The organism is Uliginosibacterium gangwonense DSM 18521 (genome assembly GCF_000373965.1).
GTDB classification, from domain to species: Bacteria; Pseudomonadota; Gammaproteobacteria; order Burkholderiales; family Rhodocyclaceae; genus Uliginosibacterium; species Uliginosibacterium gangwonense.
The window spans coordinates 377,855-396,462 of record NZ_KB892834.1; the positions used below are offsets into that span (position 1 = coordinate 377,855).

Sequence of the window (18,608 nt, forward strand, 5' to 3'; positions counted from 1 at the left end):
CGATACACGGACCCAATCCCGTGCATCGGCGGATTTCACCAGCTCAATCGATCAACCGCTGTTGCGCAAACCGGCAGCCACCCCGTTGATGGTCAGCAGCACAGCACGGCGGGCAAGGTCTTGCGCCTCGGGCGTCTGCGAAGCATCGCGGTAGCGGTGCAGCAACTCGACCTGTACGTGGTTGAGCGGATTGAGGTAGGGCAGACGGTTGCGCACCGAGCGTTGCAGCAAGGGGTTTTCGTCCAGCAGTTCCTTTTGCCCGGTAATGGCCAGCAGGTAGGTGATGGTGCACTTCCATTCGGCCTTCAGGCGCGGGAAGATTGCTGCACGCAGGATTTCATCCTTGACAAGTTCGGCGTGGCGGGCGGCAATGCCGATGTCACTCTTGGCGAGCACCATATCCATATTGGCCATGACGGTGGCAAAGAACGGCCATTCCTTGTACATATGGGTGAGCAGATCCATGCCGGCATCCCCGTGCCGGGTGATGTACTCGCTGACAGCCGTGCCAAAACCATACCATCCCGGTAGCATAAGGCGGCATTGCGCCCAGGAGAATACCCAGGGAATGGCGCGCAGGTCTTCAATCGAGGTGCTCTTCTTGCGCGAGGCGGGACGCGAGCCGATGTTCAGGTTGGCGATCTCGGATATGACGGTGGATTCCCAGAAATAGCGCTCGAACCCGTCCGTTTCATAGACCAGGGCACGATATGCCTGGAAGGCGCTCTCGGACAGCTCATCCATCGCATCCAGGTATTCGGGGCGCGGAGCGGCTTCCGGGTGGGCCAGCAGGGTGGCCTCCAGGGTTGCGGCGGCAAGCACCTCGAGGTTGCGGTGGCCGACCTCGGGGTTGGAATACTTGGAGGCGATCACCTCGCCCTGCTCGGTCAAGCGGATCTGCCCTTGCACGGCACCGCCCGGCTGGGCCAGGATGGCCTGATAGCTGGGGCCGCCGCCACGGCCGACCGACCCCCCGCGCCCGTGGAACAGGCGCAGGCGGACAGCATGCTTGCGGAATATTTCAACGAGCTGGATCTCGGCCTTGTACAACTCCCAGCCGGAGGTGAGAAAGCCGCCGTCCTTGTTGGAATCCGAATAGCCCAGCATCACTTCCTGCGCCTGAGTCCGGCTGGGCAGGAGGCGGCTGTATTGCGCCAGGCCGAAGAGGCGATCCATGATGCCGGCGGCATTGCGCAGATCGTCAATGGTTTCAAACAAGGGGATGATGTTCACATCCAGCGCGGCTTCGGCCGGGCGCAGCAGGCCGACTTCCTTGAGCAGCACGGCCAGCTCCAACATGTCCGACACCCCATCGGTCTTGGAGATGATGGCGTTGGTGACACAGGCCTTGCCGTAGATGCGGTGGGATTCGGCCACCGTGCGCAAAATGGCCAGCTCGCCCTCGGTCTCTTCCGAGAAGAGTGCGCCGGGCGCACCCAGCGGGCGGGGGGTGGAAAGCTCCTGCAAGAGCAGCTTGATGCGGGTCTCTTCGTCCTGCTTGAGATATTGGGTTCCTGGGGCGGCATATTCCAGCAGCTCGGCCACGGTGCGTTCATGCACATCGGAATTCTGGCGGGTATCGATGGTGGCCAGATGGAAACCGAAAATGCGTACCGCATGGCGCAGATGGCGCAGGCGGCCATGTGCCACGGCGGGCGAGCAATTATTGACCAGTGACTCATGGATCATGTCCAGTTCGGCGCCCAGTTCGGCGGCAGACTCGTAGGGCGCCCAGGGGTGCACCGGGGGCTGGCTGGTCGTCGACACGCCAAGTTTCTTCGCCGTGGCGTAGAGGCGGGCATAGATGGCACGCAGGGCTAAACGATAGGGTTCATCCTCGGTATGTGCCGTGCGGGCGGGCGAACGCTTGGCCAGTTCCAGCACGGCGTCATCAACCTTGACCAGCCCGGAAGACATCGACAGGCCCGCGCCGAGGCGCGACACCTCGTTCAGATAATGGTTGATCACCGCCTGGGATTGAGCTTTGAGTGCCTGACGAAGCACGTCGGCCGTCACGAAAGGGTTGCCGTCGCGGTCGCCACCGATCCAGCTACCCATGGTCATGAAGGTCGGCAGTTCGGCGTCTTCCCAGGTCTTGCCGCGTGCGGCGAGCTGGTCTTCCAGGCGGGTATACAGACGCGGCAGTTCGTTGAGGAAGGTGTAGTCGTAGAACGACAGGCCGTTGATGACTTCGTCGGCCACCGAGAGCTTCATCGGGCGCAGCATGCGCGTCTCCCACAGCATCATGATGTTGCGACGCAGGTGGTCTTCGTTCTCGGCAAGTTCTTCCGGGGTGAGCTGCATGCGGTCACGCTCGTCAAGCAGGCGGGCGATGCGCAGCTGGTTGGTGAGGATGGCCTTGCGCTGAACTTCGGTGGGGTGGGCGGTGAGCACCGGGCAGACCATGGCCGTCTCAAAGAAAGCCTTGAGGCGGGCATCACTGATCCCGGCGGCATCGGCCAGCTCCAGGGCACGGGCCATACTGCCTTCACGCGGCGCCGAACCCGCGCACAGGTGGGCACGCGAGCGGCGGATGTGGTGCTGGTCTTCCGCTATGTTGGCCAACTGGGAGAAAAAGCTGAAGGCGCGCACCACATGCAGGGTGTCATCTGCCGACATGCCGGTGAGGATGCATTCCAGCTCGTCCAGGGCGAGCTGTTCGTCGTCCCGATGGAAACGGATCGAGGCCTGGCGGATCTGTTCGATCAGCGCATATACCGCCTCGCTTTCCTGCGCACGCACGGTGTCGCCCAGCATTCTGCCGAGCAGACGGATGTCTTCGCGTAAGGGGGTATCCTTGTCTTTATCGTTTACTTTACTCATGGCTCTCTGGTTTTTGGGGAGTGGCGGGGAATGAGAGAATATAGCAGCCCCACAGGCTTGGCGGAGCAACGTGCTAACATCCTGCCATAACCGGCTGTGTATATAAGCTGTCTGATTACAGGGGTAGAGTGGAATATGGATGTCCTGAAGTCGCCATCACGAATTGTCATCGCCACCCGTGAGAGTCGTCTTGCCTTGTGGCAGGCTGAACACGTAAAAGCCCGACTGGAAACAGTCTGGCCTGGCTGCACAGTAGAGTTACTGGGCATGACCACGCGGGGCGACCAGATCCTGGACCGCACGCTATCCAAAGTCGGCGGCAAGGGGCTGTTCGTCAAGGAACTCGAACAGGCGCTTGCCGAAGGCCGTGCAGACATCGCCGTGCATTCGATGAAGGATGTGCCTGCCGAGCTGCCCGAGGGCTTTGCCCTGATTGCCACACTGGCCCGCGAGAATCCGCAGGACGCGTTCGTTTCCAACCGCTATGCCAGCCTGGACGACATGCCGCCCGGTGCGGTGATCGGCACCTCCAGCCTGCGCCGCGAGGCGCAATTGCATGCGCAATACCCCTATCTTGGCGTGGAACCCTTGCGCGGCAACCTCGACACCCGGCTGCGCAAGCTCGACGAAGGCAAGTACGACGCAATCATCCTCGCTGCGGCCGGGCTGCGTCGCCTGGGGCTGGCTGAGCGCATCCGCGCATTGCTGCCCACCGAGGTCAGTCTGCCTGCCGCCGGGCAAGGTGCCTTGGGGATCGAGGCCTGCGCGGATCGCCCCGAGGTGGCCCAGTGGCTGGCCCCCCTGGTCGATGCCCGGACGACCCAGTGCATCACCGCCGAACGTGCCTTAACATTAGCCTTACAGGCCGGGTGCGATGTTCCCGTGGGAGCATTTTGCGAAACCCGGGCCGATGGGACGCTCTTCATGCGTGCGTTTGTTGCCTCCCCTGATGGTATGCAGATGATCCGTAGCGAGGGCAGCGCCGAACCTAGCAGCGCCCAAAAGCTGGGTGCCCAGCTGGCAGAGGAACTGCTGGCCCAGGGGGCTGACCAGATATTGCAAACACTTCGATCATGACCCAACCTCTGCTCGGTGCCTGCATCGTCATCACCCGTCCGCAAGACCAGGCTGGACAGTTGAACGCGTGGCTGGCCGAGCAAGGTGCCAGGGTTTTGGCTTTTCCCGTCACCCAGATCTCGGCCGTGGCTGACACCTCGGGCCTGCGTGCGTTACAGACGCGGCTGCAGGATTTTTCGCTGGCCTTTTTCGTCAGCGCCAATGCGGTGGAACAGTGTTTTGCGGTCATTGACCGGGCACAGTGGCCGGATACGCTCGCTGTAGCCACCGTTGGCCCGGCCACAGCGCGGGCTCTACGCGCCAAAGGTTTCTCGCGGGTCATCGTGCCCCCCAACCGCTTTGATTCCGAAGGGGTGCTGGATCTGCCGGAATTCCAGCCCCGCGCCGTCGCAGGGCGCAAGGTTTTGATCCTGCGCGGAGAAGGTGGCCGTGAGCTGCTGGGCGAAACCCTGACTGAACGCGGCGCCACGGTCGAGCAGGTGCCGTGTTACGAACGGCATTGCGCCCATCTGGATGCCAGCACCCTGACCCAGCATTCAGAAGCCCTGAGTGCCATTGTTTTTTCCAATAGCGAAGCGATCCGCCATTTCACCCAGATTCTTGGCATCCATGCGGCCAGCCTGCTGGAAAGGCTGCCGGTATTCGTTCCCCACCCCCGCATCCAGGCCCAGGCCAAGGCCAGCGGCGCCTGTCGGACGGTGCTGACCGCAGCCGGCGATGAAGGTATCTTGGCAGGCATTCTGGAACATTTGGGTACAAGCTGATTCGCTCACTGCGGCTTGCTCGGGTAAGATTGCGCCATGGAACCTCAAGTTGAATCACATCCGGTCGAACAGCCGACGCATGCGACGACCAAAAAACAGGGCCCACGCGGTGTACGTGTGACACGCCTGGGCGTTGCCGTGTTGGGCGTGGCAGTGGCTTTGCTCGCCTGGAACGGCTACCGCACTCACGAAGAACTGACGCAGTTGCGTGGCGAACTCTCGCGCCGCTTTGCCGAAGGCGATGGCGTGGCCCGTGACGCACAGGTGCTAGCGCAGAAGAACCAGGGCAATATCGACCAGCTCCAGAGCCGCCTGGGCGGTATCGATGCCAAGTTGCAGGAGTCCCAAGGCCAGTATTCCGAACTGGAATCCATGTACTTGGAATTCTCCCATGCCCGGGATGACCGCTCACTCTCCGAGATTGAACAGGCGCTGACCATCGCCTCCCAGCAATTGCAGCTGGCAGGTAACGTGCCTGCCGCGATTGCGGCACTCCAGGCGGCGGACAATCGTCTGGCGATCATGGATCAGGCGCGCGTGTTACCCTTGCGCAAACTCATCGCCCGCGATATCGACAAGCTCAAGGCGCTGCCGCTGGCCGATGTCACCAGCCTGTCGCTGAAGCTGGAAACCCTGATGGGGCGTATCGATGCCCTGCCTCTGGGTTTTGAACACCCGGTCACGGCCCCCAGGGCTTCTGCCCCGGCAGCCAGCCCTGCCCGCAGCGGCAAGAACGCCAAGGCAGGCAAGAAGGAAGCTGCACCTGCCGCCACACAATCCAACCCTGTGGTGAGCACCCCTGAGAGCCCCAACGCCTTCACCGGCTTCTTTGAAGATCTGTGGGACGACTTCCGTACCCTGATCCGCATTGAGCGCATGGATCGGCCTGACCCCGTCCTGCTGGCCCCCACCCAGGCGGCCTACCTGCGTGAAAACGTTCGTTTGCGTCTGCTCTCCGCCAGGCTGGCGCTTTTGCAGCGCGATGGCCGCATGTTTGGCGAAGATATCCGCCAGGCACGCAGCTGGCTGGAACGCTATTTCGACACCAATGCCAAGCCTGTCGCAGATCTGCTGGCCGACCTGAGGAATATGGAAAACGCCCAGCTTTCGATGGCCTTGCCATCGCTGGAAGCGACCACCTCGGCCCTGCAAAGCCTCAAGCTGAGCGGCAAGCGCTAAGAGAGCCGGTATGAAACTGATACTCTGGATTCTTGGGCTTTTCACCCTGGCTGTCGGGCTGGCCTTGTTGGCCAGCTACAACGATGCCTATGCGCTGTTCGTCTGGTCGCCGTACCGCGTGCAGATTTCCATCAACCTGTTGGCGCTGCTCACGGTTGCCGTCTTCGCCGGTCTGTATGCGCTGACCCGTGCGGTGGCTCATACGCTGGCCCTGCCTGCCGCCGTCGCGGCCTTCCGGCGGGAACGTCGGCTCACCAATGCGGCCCATGCCCTGTGCGATTCTGCCCGGCTGTTCTACGAAGGGCGCTTTGGTCAGGCCTTGCGGCAGGCCGAAAAATCCTACCCAGACGTGGCCTATCCAGGCATCGCCGCCCTGCTGGCCGCCCGGGCTGCGCATGCCATGCACAATGCCGACACCCGTAGCCGCTGGCTCAATGAAGCCAGCAAGCATGACAAGGAGTTGCGCTACGCCCGCCTGATGCTCGAAGCAGAACTCGCCACGGCAGACCGGCGCTACGAAGACGCGGCCCAGATTCTGGAAGTTTTGCGCAGCCACGGCCAGCGCCATATCGCCACGCTGCGCCTGTCCTTGCAAGTTGAGCAGGGGCGCGGGCGTTGGGATGAAGTGGCGCGGCTGGCCCGCCAGTTGCGCAAGTACAGCGCCTTGTCACCCGATCAGGCCGCCCCCTTGATCCGTCGCGCTGCGATTGAGCAGTTGCGCGAGGCGGAAGGTGACCTCCCCGGCCTGCAGCGGGTCTGGCAATCACTGCCTACCGCAGACCGGAGTGACCCAGGCTTCCTCGCCCGCGCAGTGCCCTATCTGATCGGCGCGGGGGATGAGGAACTGGCCCACACGGTGATCGAAGAAACACTCAAAGAGAACTGGGAATCCGATCTGGCTGCCTTGTATGGCCGCTGCAAATCCAAGGACTTGCGTGCCCAACTGGCGGCGGCGGAATCCTGGCTGCGTGAGCACCCGGATGACGCCAGCCTGCTCCTGACCCTGGGGCGCCTGTGCCTGCGTGGTCAGCTCTGGGGCAAGGCGCAGAGCTACTTTGAGGCTTCGCTGTCGATTGCGCCATCCCGTTCGGCCCACCTGGAACTGGCCCGGCTGGCCGAGAACCTGGAGCAGACAGAGCAGGCCAATATGCACTACAAGGAAGCCGCAGCGCTGGGGGCATGAGGCAGCAGCAACAATCCCCCAGGCAAGGGCTGCCAAGGCCCCTGCGGTGACAAGGAAAACATCGCTTTGCCCCCTGCCCCACCTCTTTGGATGTTTGACTTCTGCCCACCAAGTGCGGGATCATCGGCAGCATTCTTGATCCTGCACATTCCAAATGCCTATACCCAATCAGGACGCCAAGCCTGTTCGGCGGCTTGATCTGTCCGTCCGGTACACCTTCAAGGCGGATAAGCAACCCACGCGGGCGCAGATCCGCCAGTGGGTGCGTGCGGTTGAGCCCGGTGCCGCCCAGGTGGCGATCTGCTTTGTCGACACCGCCGAAGGGCGGGAGTTGAATGCCAACTATCGCCACAAGGATTACGCCACCAATGTGCTTTCTTTCCCTTACGAGACCGAACCGGTCCTGATGGGGGACTTGGTGCTGTGCTGGCCCGTGGTGGAGCGTGAGGCACTGGATCAGGGCAAATCGCTTGAAACCCACACCGCGCACCTCATCATCCACGGCATGCTCCACCTGCAAGGTTGGGATCACGAAACCGATGAGGAAGCCGAGCAGATGGAGGCCGAGGAACGTGAAATCATGGCGGCGCTGGGCTTGCCCGACCCCTACGCCCTGGATGGGCACTAACCGCGTGCCAAAGCCTTTGGCCGAATTCTTGCTAAATCCCTTTCATGGAACCTGACAGTAGTCGCCCCACACTCGTAGACCGTCTGATCGCCCTGCTCGGGCGTGAGCCTGAGGGGCGTGAAACCCTCATGCAGCAATTGCATACTGCGTTTGAACGACACGTGTTCGATGCCGATGCACTCTTCATCATCGAAGGGGCGCTGAACGTATCGGACATCCAGGTGCGCGATGTGATGATCCCGCGTGCCCGCATGGATGTGGTGCATCTGGATGACAAGATCGAAGATGTCATCGAATTTGCCATGCGCACCGCCCACTCCCGCTTTCCCGTGGTGGGGAACGACAAGGACGACGTGCTGGGCATCCTGCTGGCCAAGGATTTGCTGCGTGCCGTGGGCAAAACACAATTCCAACTCCGCGAAGTGCTGCGCCCCGCCGTCTTCATCCCCGAGAGCAAGCGCCTGAATGTGTTGCTGCGCGAATTCCGCATCAGCCACAACCATATGGCCCTGGTGGTGGATGAGTATGGCGGCATCTCCGGCCTGATCACGATTGAGGACGTGCTGGAGCAGATCGTCGGCGATATTGAGGACGAATACGATTTCGACGAGACCGCCGGAAACATCGTGGCCGATCAGCTTGGGCGCTATCGCGTCAAGGCAGGCACCGACATCGCGTCCTTCAACGAGTCCTTTGGTTGCCAGATCGAATCCAGCGAGGTGGATACGATAGGCGGGCTGGTCATCGCCCACCTCGGCCACGTGCCTCAACGGGGCGAAAGTGTGGTGATCGACGGCCTGGGCTTCAAGGTTCTGCGGGCCGATGGCCGCCGTGTGCTGACCCTGCTGGTCGAACGCATCCCCGTAGAGGATGCCTAGACGGCAGTTCTAGCCGCGAATGTCCTGCCACAGACGCAGTCTTTCTGCGTCATCCGCGTAGATGCCCAGCCGCTCAAACAGGGTCATCGAAAAATCCACGAAGGCCCGCCCCTTGGCGGTGATGAGCTGGCGATCCGCTACCACCCTTTCCTCACGGTAATGCTTGCGGGGGAAGGGGTCGGCAATCCCGGCGCGGACAGCAGACTCTGGCGTGCAGGTGGTGGTATAGGTGTGGGTATCGAGCAGGCCGGCACGCGCCAGATAGTGGGGGCCGTTGCAGATGGCAGCGATGATCCAGCCCTTGGCATACCCCGTCTGGATCAGCTCAAGGATGCCAGGTTCAGGCGGCTGAATCGGGCCGCCGGGGATGATGAGCGCGTCCACGTCTTCAAAGGCCATCGCCCCCTGCACGGTGGCATCCGGCATGAAGCCCAGCCCGGACTCACTTCGGACCACCTCGCGGCGATACGCCACCCCCACAATCTCGCGCTGCCCGACCTGACGGAACTTATGGAAGGCCAGGGTGATCTCAAAATCGGCGAAATTGTCGTAATAGAAACACACTATCTTGCTCATGGTCGGATATTCCCGCATTTGCACACCACGCTCAAGGGGCAAAATCGCAATCCACCGACAATCGTCACATCAACTCTACAAACCTCCTATACAGTACGGGCTTCCTCCGGTTTCACCACTCAACCATGCAACGATTGCTCATTGCCCTGCTGGCCGGGGCGGCCAGTGTGTTTGCCTTTGCCCCCTTCGGCGTCTGGCCGCTGGCCTTTGTCTGTCTGGCGCTGCTGTGGTGGGCCATCGATGGCGTGTCCACGCGGCGGGCGTTTGCCACCGGCCTCGTCTGGGGCATCGGAGCGTTTTGTGCCGGAGTCGGCTGGCTGTATGTGGCCCTGCATCGCTACGGTGGCATCCCGGCCCCCATTTCGGCATTCATGCTCTTGCTGTTCTGCTCCTATCTGGCACTCTACCCCGCCCTGGCGGCCGGGCTGTATGCACGCCTGCGGCGCGACAACCTTTGGTTTGACAGCACCCTGGCCGCCGCTGGGTGGACCGCAGGGGAACTGCTGCGCGGCACCATCTTTACCGGTTTCCCCTGGCTGGCCATCGGCTACACCCAGACTTCCCCCAGCCCGCTGGCAGGCTGGGCGCCGATCTTCGGCGTGTATGGCTTGAGCTTCCTGCTCGCCGCCATGGCCGCCCTGCTGGCAATGCTGGTCAAGGTGTGGCGCACGCAAACGGCAGACCGCCTGCGTCTGCTGTGCTGGCCCGTGGTGGCATTGCTGGTTGTGCTGGTGGCCGGTGGCGGGCTGCGCTGGGTGGCCTGGACGCAGCCACAAGGCAAGCCGATTGAAGTGGCGCTGCTGCAAACCAACATTCCCCAAGACCTGAAGTGGCAGCCCGAGCAGTTGATGCAGTGGCTGAATCTGAATTACTCGATGGTGGACAAGCAGCAACAGGCGCGCCTTGTCGTACTACCGGAAACCACGCTGCCCTTGCTGATCGAGCACCTGCCCCAAGGCTATCTGGATGCCATGCGCGAATCCGTTGCCAAGCATGGCGCCGACCTCATCTTTGGCGTTTTCACCCGCGATGGCAAAAAGATCTACAACAGCGCGGCCAGCCTGGGCACCGCGCCCGAGCAGGTCTACCACAAGAGCCATCTGGTGCCGTTTGGCGAATACTCCCCGCCCATGTTCGACTGGTTCTACCAACTGGCCAGCATTCCCATGTCTGACCAGACCCGGGGCGCCAAGGATCAGGCCCCGATACAGATCGACGGGCAGCAGATTGCCATCAACATCTGCTACGAAGACGTGTTTGGCGAAGAACTCCTGCATGCCGTTCCCAAGGCGGGGCTGTTGCTGAATATGTCGAATCTGGCCTGGTATGGCGACTCCCACGCCCAGCCTCAGCATTTGCAGATGGCCCGGATGCGGGCGATGGAAACCGGGCGCCCGATGCTGCGCGCCACCAACACGGGCATGACCGCCGTGGTCGCCCCGGATGGCACCGTCACCAGCGTGTTGCCCGCATTCACCGCAGGCGCCCTGCAACAGAACGTGACCGGCTACACCGGGCTGACGCCCTATGTGCGCTGGGCCAACTGGCCGGTGATCGCATGGGTCATCGGCATGCTGGGGTTTGCATGCTTACCCAAGCGTAAAACCGCTCAGGCCACCTGACCCGCCGCAGGCGGTGGAAAAGCCTGACTGAAATTAAAAGCCCGTTGCGAAGGGCCGTTGCTGCGTAGAAAATCCAGACGCTCAGCGGCCTCAGCAACCGTCGGCACATGCGCCTGGGGCACCCACCATAATGCCGCATACGCGTCCTGCATACGTTCAAACCACTCACGGCGCCGCTTCATAATCTCCACGTGTGCAGACTTGAAGGCATACTCCTTGAGAGAAGCAACATCCTGCCACACCGATAGATTCACCAAAACCTTATCGCCAAAAGGTCTTATGGCGGTAGCATCCCCCTCTTCATCCCGGAGTCTCCAGATAAATCCGGGGAACGCCTCGGCCAGATAATTGATACGGTCAAGATTAGCCACGAAGTCGGCCATGACAGGTGATTCGAGCGAGTCTCGCATGGTGGCGATATTCAGTTGGGCAAGATGATAGGTGGTCATGTTGAAGACTCTGTTTTGATTTGTGATGATGGATCAATGCATCCATCTTCTTATCATACGTCAGCTCCCAGCAATCCTATCTGGCTGGGGACTTGCCAACAGTGTCTTTTAATTCGGCGTGCAGTGTCTCCCACCAATAGGGGTCATCCAGCGGCGCCAGGGCGGAGAGTTCCGGGTTGCCCAGTTCAAACACCCGGCGCCCGGTAATGTGGACGCCAGCCAGCACGGCTTTTTTGTAGGCCTGATAGCGGCGCTCGAATTCCCCGCTGCGGCGCAGGCGCATCAGGCCGTCTTCAATGCGGTGGGCCATCTGGCGGCCCGCCTCGGTACGCGGTACAAAAAAGTAACGCGGCATGGGGTAGTGCAACAGCAGATCTTTCTCCACCACCAACTCCGGCATGGCATCAGCATGTGCCTTCAATTCCGCACCCACCTCATTGATGCCCCGAGAGAGCAGATCAAAACGCTTGGCCGTGAGCATGCGGAAGAGGTTCTCGTAATTCTCCTGCAATTCCAGCGGAAACCCCAACTGGGCCATGATCCGCGCATCGGTCCACTGGGGCGACATGCCCTGGCGGAAGTGCTTGAGTTCATCGAGTTTATGCACCTTGCTCAAAGCCGCCTGGGATTCCTTGCGGATCATGAAGATGCGAAACCCCAGCAGCCCCTTGTCGAGTGGGATGGAGATGGGTAACAGGCGCCGTTCCAGGTCCAGGTTGGTCGCCCGGGCCACGATGTTGACGCGCCCCTTGCCGGTTTCTACCTCGGCGATGGCCCGGCTATAGTTCATCGGGGCGTCGTAGGCACTCAGGTGGTAGGGGCCGAAACGATCCTGGTTCGCCGCCAGGGCGGCATCCAACAATTCCCAATAATAGGTGTGGCGTTGGTCATCGGGGTTCTCCGGCGCCGGATAGACAAAACTGGTCGCCCCTTGGGCAAACACGCTTCTGGCGGCAAAAAGCAGCAGAAAAACCACGATAAGGCGTCGGAAATTACACACAATCTCTACAGACCATAAGCAGAATCAGATACAGACAGGATGGTAGTCGATACGTTCTGGAAGCGGCCGCCGAACGTCAGATCGCACGAAGTGACGCAGAGGCATGCGAATTACGCGACGAAGTGGTGCACTTGTCTGTAAAATCACAGGCTTTCCGATTATCGTGCCGGGCGCCGCTGAGGCGCTGCGGGTTGAGCCTCCGACCATGAGCACCAAACCTAGCTTTCAGGACATCATCCTCAAGCTCCAGTCTTACTGGGGCAGCCGTGGCTGCGCGCTGTTGCAGCCTTACGATATGGAAGTCGGCGCGGGCACCAGCCACACTGCCACCTTCTTGCGCGCCATCGGCCCCGAGCCCTGGCGTGCGGCCTACGTGCAACCCAGCCGCCGCCCCAAGGACGGCCGCTACGGCGAAAACCCCAACCGGATGCAGCACTACTACCAGTTCCAGGTGGTGCTCAAGCCCGCGCCGGAAAACATCCTCGACCTCTACCTGGGTTCGCTGGAAGCGCTGGGCTTTGACCTGAAAAAGAACGACGTGCGCTTCGTGGAAGACGACTGGGAAAACCCCACGCTGGGCGCTTGGGGCCTGGGCTGGGAAGTCTGGCTCAACGGCATGGAAGTCACCCAGTTCACCTACTTCCAGCAAGTGGGCGGCATTGACTGCAAGCCGATCACCGGGGAAATCACCTACGGGATCGAACGGCTGGCCATGTACCTGCAAGGGGTGGAGAACGTCTTCGATCTGGTGTGGACGACCTGGGAAGAGAATGGTCAAACCCGCGTGCTCAAGTACGGCGATGTGTTCCACCAGAACGAAGTGGAGCAGTCCACCTACAACTTCGAGCACAGCAATGCCGAAGCCCTGTTCCGCCACTTTGGCGACTACGAGGGCAACGCCAAGCATTTGATGGAACAGAAGCTGGCCCTGCCCGCTTACGAACAGGTGCTCAAGGCTGCGCACACCTTTAACCTGCTGGATGCGCGCGGCGCAATCTCGGTGACCGAGCGTGCCGCCTACATTGGCCGCATCCGCAACCTGGCCCGCAGCGTGGCCGCTGCCTATCTGGAAAGCCGCGAACGCCTGGGCTTCCCGATGGCACCACGCGAATGGGTGGCAGACCTCCCCAAGAAGGAGGCAGAGTAATCATGAACAAGAATCTTCTCGTTGAGCTGTTTGTTGAAGAACTCCCGCCCAAGGCTCTGAAGCGCCTGGGTGAAGCGTTTTCCGGCGTGTTGGCTGATAGCCTCAAGGCACAGGGGCTGGCCGCTGCGGATGCTGTCGTCACCAGTTTCGCCTCGCCCCGCCGCTTGGCGGTACAGGTGGCGAATGTGGCAGATCGCGCCGCTGACAAGCCGATCTCGCAAAAGCTGATGCCCGTGGCCGTGGGGCTGGACGCCAATGGTGCGGCCACCCCGGCGCTACTCAAGAAGCTTGCTTCGCTGGGTGCGGACGCGAGTGCCGTGGCGGGCCTCAAGCATGTGGGCGAAGGCAAGGCCGAGGCGCTGTTCTTTGACTCCGTACAACCGGGCGTGGCCCTGGCTGCCGGGCTGCAAAAAGCCCTGGAGGAAGCACTCACCAAGCTTCCCATCCCCAAGGTGATGGGCTACCAGTTGCAAGACGGCTGGACCACCGTCAGTTTCGTGCGCCCTGCTCACAAACTGATCGCCCTGCATGGGGCTGATGTGGTGGATATCGCCGTGCTGGGCCTGAAGGCCGGGCGTGAAACGCTGGGGCACCGCTTTGAAGCGGCCAAGCCTGTAGTGTCGATCAAGGATGCCGACAGCTACGCCGCCCAGTTGCGTGAAGAAGGTGCGGTGATCGCCAGCTTTGCCGAACGCCGCGCCGAAATCGTCCGCCAGATTGCTACCGCAGCCGCCAAGGTGGGCGGTGGGGCGCGTGCCATTGAAGACGAAGCCCTGCTCGACGAAGTCACCGCACTGGTTGAACGCCCGAATGTGGTGATTGGCCAGTTCGAGACGGAATTCCTGGCCGTGCCGCAGGAATGTCTGATCCTCACCATGAAGGCCAACCAGAAGTATTTCCCGCTGCTGGATACCGCTGGCAAGCTCACCAACAAGTTCCTGATCGTCTCCAACATCCGCCCTGATGACGCCAGTGCTGTGATCCAGGGGAATGAACGCGTGGTGCGCCCGCGCTTGGCTGATGCGAAGTTCTTCTTTGACCAGGATCGCAAGAAGTCGCTCGCCTCCCGCGTTGAGGGGCTGGCCAAGGTGGTCTATCACAACAAGCTCGGCACTCAGGGCGAGCGCATGGAACGCGTGCGTGCCATTGCCCGCGCCATTGCCGCCAAGCTGGGCGTGGATGCCCAGGCAGCCGACACCGCCGCTCAATTGGCGAAGGCCGACCTGCTCACCGACATGGTGGGTGAATTCCCCGAGCTGCAAGGCATCATGGGCGGCTACTACGCCAAGCATGATGGCCTGGGCGAGGTGGTGGCCGACGCGATTGAAGACCACTACAAGCCTCGCTTTGCGGGCGACGCGTTGCCGCGTAACCCGGTGGGTGTGGTCGTGGCGCTGGCCGACAAGCTCGAAACCCTGGTGGGGATGTTCGGCATCGGCCAGATTCCGACAGGCGACAAAGACCCGTTTGCACTGCGCCGCCACGCGCTGGGCGTGATCCGCATGCTCATTGAAGGTGACCTGCCCCTGTCGCTGGAAGCATTGCTGCAGGAAGCAGCCGGTGCATTTGGCGGCCTGATCAAGGATGCCACCCCGGCGCTGGCCGATTTCATCTTCGACCGCCTCGCTGGCAGCCTGCGCGAACAAGGCTACACTGCACAGGAAGTGGACGCCGTGCTGGCCCTGCGCCCGCAGCGCCTGGGTGACGTTGCCAAGCGCCTGACCGCCGTGCGCGCCTTTGCTGCCCTGCCCGAAGCGGCAGCATTGGCCGCCGCCAACAAGCGCGTGGGTAATATCCTCAAGAAGATCGAGGGTGAGCTGCCGACCGAGGTGAAGCCTGCCCTGCTTGCCGAGGACGCGGAAAAGGCGCTGTTTGCCACGCTGGGCGAAATCGCGCCGAAGGCCGACGCCGCCTACGAGGCCGGGGACTACACCGTGTCGCTGCAAGCCCTGGCCGCTTTGCGCACGCCTGTGGATGCCTTCTTTGACGCGGTGATGGTCAACGCCGAGGATGCCGCGCTGCGCGCCAACCGGCAGGCGCTGCTCAACCGCCTGTATGGGCTGATGAATCGCGTGGCCGAGCTGGCCAAGCTGTCTGCCTGATACCTCAGGGACCAGGGGGGCGGCGTGCCGCATCCCCTGAGAATGTACTGGGAGGAAAACCTATGAAACTGATCATTCTTGATCGTGACGGTGTGATCAATTACGACTCTGCCCAGTTCATCAAGTCACCCGATGAATGGAAGCCGATCCCCGGTAGCCTGGAGGCCATCGCCAAGCTCGATGGCGCAGGCTATCGCGTGGTGGTCGCCACCAATCAGAGCGGGGTAGGCCGAGGGCTATTTGACATGGACACGCTCAACGCCATCAACGACAAGATGATCAAGGCGGTCAATCAGGTCGGCGGGCGTATTGACGCGATCTTCTTCTGCCCGCACCCGGCAGATTCGCCCTGCAATTGCCGCAAGCCCAAGCCGGGCATGTTCTACCAGATTGCCGAACGCTTCAATGTTGAACTCAAAGACGTGCCGACGGTCGGAGACAGCATGCGGGATATCCAGGCAGGCTTGGCCGTCGGCTGCACCCCTTATCTGGTGCTCACCGGTAAGGGCCAGAAAACCTCCGAAGACCCCGCGCTGCCCGCTGGTGTGAAAGTGTGCCCCGATCTTGCTGCAGTCACCCGGCACATACTGCTTCACAAGACTTGATTAGGCTTTTTGTACGATGAAGGCTTTGCTGCGCTCGCTTATATTCATGACAGCAATACTGACATTGCTATTCCCGTTCATGGGGGTCATGTCACTGCTGATGTTTGTACCGATAGACCGGCGTTACCGGCTGGCTGCATGGTGGGCGCGCTACGTGATCATGCCCATGATACGCGCCACCCTGGGCATCCGCAGCAAGGTGCTCGGGTATGAGAACCTGCCCGCCGGTGCCAGCGTGATCCTCTCCAAGCACCAATCAGCCTGGGAGACGATTGCCTTTCTGGATATCTTCCCGCCCATCACCTACGTGCTCAAGCGCGAGCTGCTGTGGATTCCCTTCTTCGGCTGGGGGCTCTCACGCCTGCCCATCGTGTCGATTGACCGCTCTGCGGGCAAGGATGCACTGCGTCAGGTCGTTGAGGATGGCAAACAACGCCTCTCTGAAGGTTATTCGGTGGTGGTCTTCCCGGAAGGCACCCGCGCCCCGGTTGGCGGGCAAAAGCGCTACAAGATTGGCGGCCCAAGCCTGGCCGTGGCGGCTGGTGTAGCGGTTGTACCGGTTGCGCACAATGCGGGCGAATTCTGGCCGCGCAACGCCATTCTGAAGTACCCTGGCGAAATCGTGGTCAGCATCGGCCCCGCGATCTCCACCGTCGGGCGCACGCCTGAGCAGGTCAGTGCCGAGGCAGAAGCCTGGATTGAAGGTGAAATGCGCCGTCTCTTCCCTCACCACTACGCAGGGCAACGCAGCCGGATGAACTACACGCCCGGCGTTGAGGCCCGTTAAGACCGCATGCCGCGCTCATCTGCTGGAGAGGCTGAACGCCGGGTGATCCGGCTGGGCGGGCGGGAGCTGGAATTCACCCTGCGCCGCAGTTCGCGCCGCACCTTGGGGCTGACCATTGATTCCCGTGGGCTGACGGTGACCCTTCCCCTGCGGGCCAGCCTGCGCGATGCGGAAGCCTTCATGCATGAGCGCGCCGCCTGGATCTTCGAAAAGCTCGATACCCACGCCACCCGCGCACCCGCAGAACCCACACAGGTCGCAGATGGCTCGCAATTTCCAATTCTTGGGCAACCTTGTCGCGTGACCTTGCTTGCCGGTGCAAACCGTGCTCATTGGGTAGAAGGCTTCGAGGCCCGTGAGCTGCGCCTGCTCCTGCGGCGCATGGAAGACGCACAGGCAGTGTTGCTGCGAGGCCTGCAACGCTACGCGCTGGATTATTTCCAGGGGCGCCTGGAAGAATACGCCTACATTCTGGACCGCTTCGCACCGGGGCTTGCGCTGCCCCCGCTACGGCTGTCCAACGCCCGCACGCGCTGGGGAAGCTGCTCGCGCCACTCAGGCATCCGGCTCAACTGGCGGCTCATCCACCTGCCCCCGGCCCAGATCGATTACGTGGTCGCCCACGAAATGGCTCATCTGGTAGAAATGAATCACTCGCCACGCTTCTGGGCGGTGGTGGCGGCTATCATGCCAGACTACGAAGCGCCGAAAGCAGCCCTTCGGCATGCCCACAAAATCATCCCCACGTTCTGAAAGGTACTCACATGCGCATTCTGCACACCATGATACGGGTCGGCGATCTGGACCGCTCCATCAAGTTCTACACTGAAGTGCTGGGCATGCGGGTGATCCGCAAGTCTGATTATCCGGAAGGCAAATTCACCAACGTCTTCGTCGGCTATGGCGACGAAAAGGACGGCGCCGTCATTGAACTGACCTACAACTACGGTGTGGATAAATACGAACTGGGCACCGGCTTCGGCCACCTCGCGGTAGCCGTGCCCGACGCCTACGCCGCCTGTGCCGAAATCAAGGCCCGTGGTGGCGTGGTCACACGCGAAGCCGGGCCGATGAAGCACGGCACCACCGTCATCGCCTTTGTGCAAGACCCGGATGGTTACAAGATTGAGCTGATTCAAGCTGCTTAATGACACACGCCTCCTGGCATATCACCAGGAGGCTTCGCGCATATGCAATCAAGCGGGCCGCTTGGTCTGTGGATAAGTTCCGCGCCCTCGGCGCAGCAGCTCCTTGCCGAAATCCACCACATCGGCCTCTTGCGGCCTGACGCCTTCCGGCCCAGCCAGCCGTTCTGCCAGGAACAGGCGGCCGAGCATGGTGGCGCGCCATTGCTCGCCTCCCGGATACTGGTAAAAGCGGGTGTTTTCAAGCCGGGCCCGGCAAAGCAGGCGGATGGCTTCGCGCGGTGGCTGGGCAACGATGGTGGCCAGGGTCAGGTTGTTGAGCACGGGGGTGTCGAGCGCTTCGTAGAAGGCGCGGGTCTCCTCGCCCGTGAAGGGGTGGTAGTAGTCGTGCCAGCTGTCGGCGTAGATCGGCACCAGGTCAATGCCCGGCTTGGTCAGCCAGTACAGGTTCCAGGCCTGCACATCGCCATGTTTGTGCATGAGGCGGAACACACAGTGGTCGGTCCCTGGGATGGCGTAATAGTCAGGGGTGCGGGGGGAGTACATGACGACACCGTTCCAGAATCTCATTTTTCACTCCTGCCTATTGACCTGTTCGTTCGACAGCAACTGAGGGGCTGTCAATTGCCCCTAAGGGCTGCCT

18 protein-coding genes are annotated in these 18,608 nt (G+C 61.6%); 13 read left to right on the plus strand and 5 right to left on the minus strand.

Annotated elements, in window-relative coordinates:
• Window positions 1–51: 51 nt before the first annotated feature.
• A complete protein-coding gene (gene ppc, locus B145_RS0101735) occupies window positions 52–2,823 on the minus strand; it encodes a phosphoenolpyruvate carboxylase (protein WP_018604737.1) in 2,772 nt (923 codons plus the stop codon).
• Between the two features lie 135 nt (window positions 2,824–2,958).
• Here ppc and hemC point away from each other — a divergent pair, with 135 nt between their 5' ends.
• From hemC to B145_RS0101765, 6 genes are all read left to right on the plus strand, one after another.
• A complete protein-coding gene (gene hemC, locus B145_RS0101740; protein ID WP_018604739.1) occupies window positions 2,959–3,900 on the plus strand; it encodes a hydroxymethylbilane synthase in 942 nt (313 codons plus the stop codon).
• Window positions 3,897–4,664 (plus strand): uroporphyrinogen-III synthase, encoded by a 768-nt coding sequence (locus B145_RS0101745; protein WP_018604741.1) that lies wholly within the window; start codon window positions 3,897–3,899, stop codon window positions 4,662–4,664. Before hemC ends, B145_RS0101745 begins: the two co-directional genes overlap by 4 nt.
• Window positions 4,665–4,700: 36 nt before the next feature.
• The gene (locus B145_RS24040; RefSeq protein WP_018604743.1) at window positions 4,701–5,843 is read left to right on the plus strand and encodes a uroporphyrinogen-III C-methyltransferase; all 1,143 of its coding nucleotides are present in this window, start codon (window positions 4,701–4,703) and stop codon (window positions 5,841–5,843) included.
• A gap of 10 nt (window positions 5,844–5,853) precedes the next feature.
• Entirely contained in the window at window positions 5,854–7,026 is a 1,173-nt protein-coding gene (locus B145_RS0101755) for a heme biosynthesis HemY N-terminal domain-containing protein (protein WP_018604744.1), read from the plus strand.
• Window positions 7,027–7,180: 154 nt separating this feature from the next.
• Complete coding sequence (ybeY, locus tag B145_RS0101760) at window positions 7,181–7,654, plus strand: rRNA maturation RNase YbeY (RefSeq protein ID WP_018604745.1); 474 nt, start codon at window positions 7,181–7,183, stop codon at window positions 7,652–7,654.
• Window positions 7,655–7,698: 44 nt separating this feature from the next.
• A complete protein-coding gene (locus B145_RS0101765) occupies window positions 7,699–8,532 on the plus strand; it encodes a CorC family transporter (protein WP_018604747.1) in 834 nt (277 codons plus the stop codon).
• 9 nt (window positions 8,533–8,541) lie between these two features.
• Here B145_RS0101765 and B145_RS0101770 read toward each other — a convergent pair whose 3' ends face one another.
• Window positions 8,542–9,108 carry a DJ-1/PfpI family protein gene (locus B145_RS0101770; protein ID WP_026258735.1) on the minus strand — a complete coding sequence of 189 codons (567 nt, stop codon included), beginning with the start codon at window positions 9,106–9,108 and terminating at the stop codon, window positions 8,542–8,544.
• A gap of 125 nt (window positions 9,109–9,233) precedes the next feature.
• On the opposite strand from B145_RS0101770, the gene lnt reads away from it, so the two are divergent.
• Window positions 9,234–10,730 carry an apolipoprotein N-acyltransferase gene (lnt, locus tag B145_RS0101775; RefSeq protein ID WP_018604751.1) on the plus strand — a complete coding sequence of 499 codons (1,497 nt, stop codon included), beginning with the start codon at window positions 9,234–9,236 and terminating at the stop codon, window positions 10,728–10,730.
• Here the strand turns inward: lnt and B145_RS0101780 are convergent.
• Together B145_RS0101780 and B145_RS24045 are read right to left on the minus strand one after the other, a co-directional pair.
• The gene (locus B145_RS0101780) at window positions 10,718–11,179 is read right to left on the minus strand and encodes a DUF3291 domain-containing protein (RefSeq protein ID WP_018604753.1); all 462 of its coding nucleotides are present in this window, start codon (window positions 11,177–11,179) and stop codon (window positions 10,718–10,720) included. The genes lnt and B145_RS0101780 overlap by 13 nt on opposite strands.
• 76 nt (window positions 11,180–11,255) lie before the next feature.
• Window positions 11,256–12,155: a hypothetical protein gene (locus B145_RS24045; RefSeq protein WP_018604754.1), complete on the minus strand. Its 900-nt coding sequence runs from the start codon at window positions 12,153–12,155 to the stop codon at window positions 11,256–11,258.
• Window positions 12,156–12,384: 229 nt separating this feature from the next.
• Here B145_RS24045 and glyQ point away from each other — a divergent pair, with 229 nt between their 5' ends.
• The 6 genes from glyQ (at window position 12,385) to gloA (ending at window position 17,968) form a co-directional block, all read left to right on the plus strand.
• Window positions 12,385–13,326: a glycine--tRNA ligase subunit alpha gene (glyQ, locus tag B145_RS0101790; RefSeq protein ID WP_018604756.1), complete on the plus strand. Its 942-nt coding sequence runs from the start codon at window positions 12,385–12,387 to the stop codon at window positions 13,324–13,326.
• 2 nt (window positions 13,327–13,328) lie between these two features.
• The gene (glyS, locus tag B145_RS0101795) at window positions 13,329–15,428 is read left to right on the plus strand and encodes a glycine--tRNA ligase subunit beta (RefSeq protein ID WP_018604757.1); all 2,100 of its coding nucleotides are present in this window, start codon (window positions 13,329–13,331) and stop codon (window positions 15,426–15,428) included.
• Window positions 15,429–15,490: 62 nt separating this feature from the next.
• Complete coding sequence (gene gmhB, locus B145_RS0101800) at window positions 15,491–16,033, plus strand: D-glycero-beta-D-manno-heptose 1,7-bisphosphate 7-phosphatase (protein WP_018604759.1); 543 nt, start codon at window positions 15,491–15,493, stop codon at window positions 16,031–16,033.
• Between the two features lie 46 nt (window positions 16,034–16,079).
• Entirely contained in the window at window positions 16,080–16,820 is a 741-nt protein-coding gene (locus B145_RS0101805; RefSeq protein WP_245541813.1) for a lysophospholipid acyltransferase family protein, read from the plus strand.
• 6 nt (window positions 16,821–16,826) lie between these two features.
• Complete coding sequence (locus B145_RS0101810) at window positions 16,827–17,573, plus strand: M48 family metallopeptidase (protein WP_018604761.1); 747 nt, start codon at window positions 16,827–16,829, stop codon at window positions 17,571–17,573.
• An 11-nt stretch (window positions 17,574–17,584) separates the two neighbouring features.
• Window positions 17,585–17,968: a lactoylglutathione lyase gene (gloA, locus tag B145_RS0101815; protein ID WP_018604762.1), complete on the plus strand. Its 384-nt coding sequence runs from the start codon at window positions 17,585–17,587 to the stop codon at window positions 17,966–17,968.
• 48 nt (window positions 17,969–18,016) lie between these two features.
• Here gloA and B145_RS0101820 read toward each other — a convergent pair whose 3' ends face one another.
• Window positions 18,017–18,535: a hypothetical protein gene (locus B145_RS0101820; RefSeq protein WP_157288222.1), complete on the minus strand. Its 519-nt coding sequence runs from the start codon at window positions 18,533–18,535 to the stop codon at window positions 18,017–18,019.
• Between the last annotated feature and the right edge of the window lie 73 nt (window positions 18,536–18,608).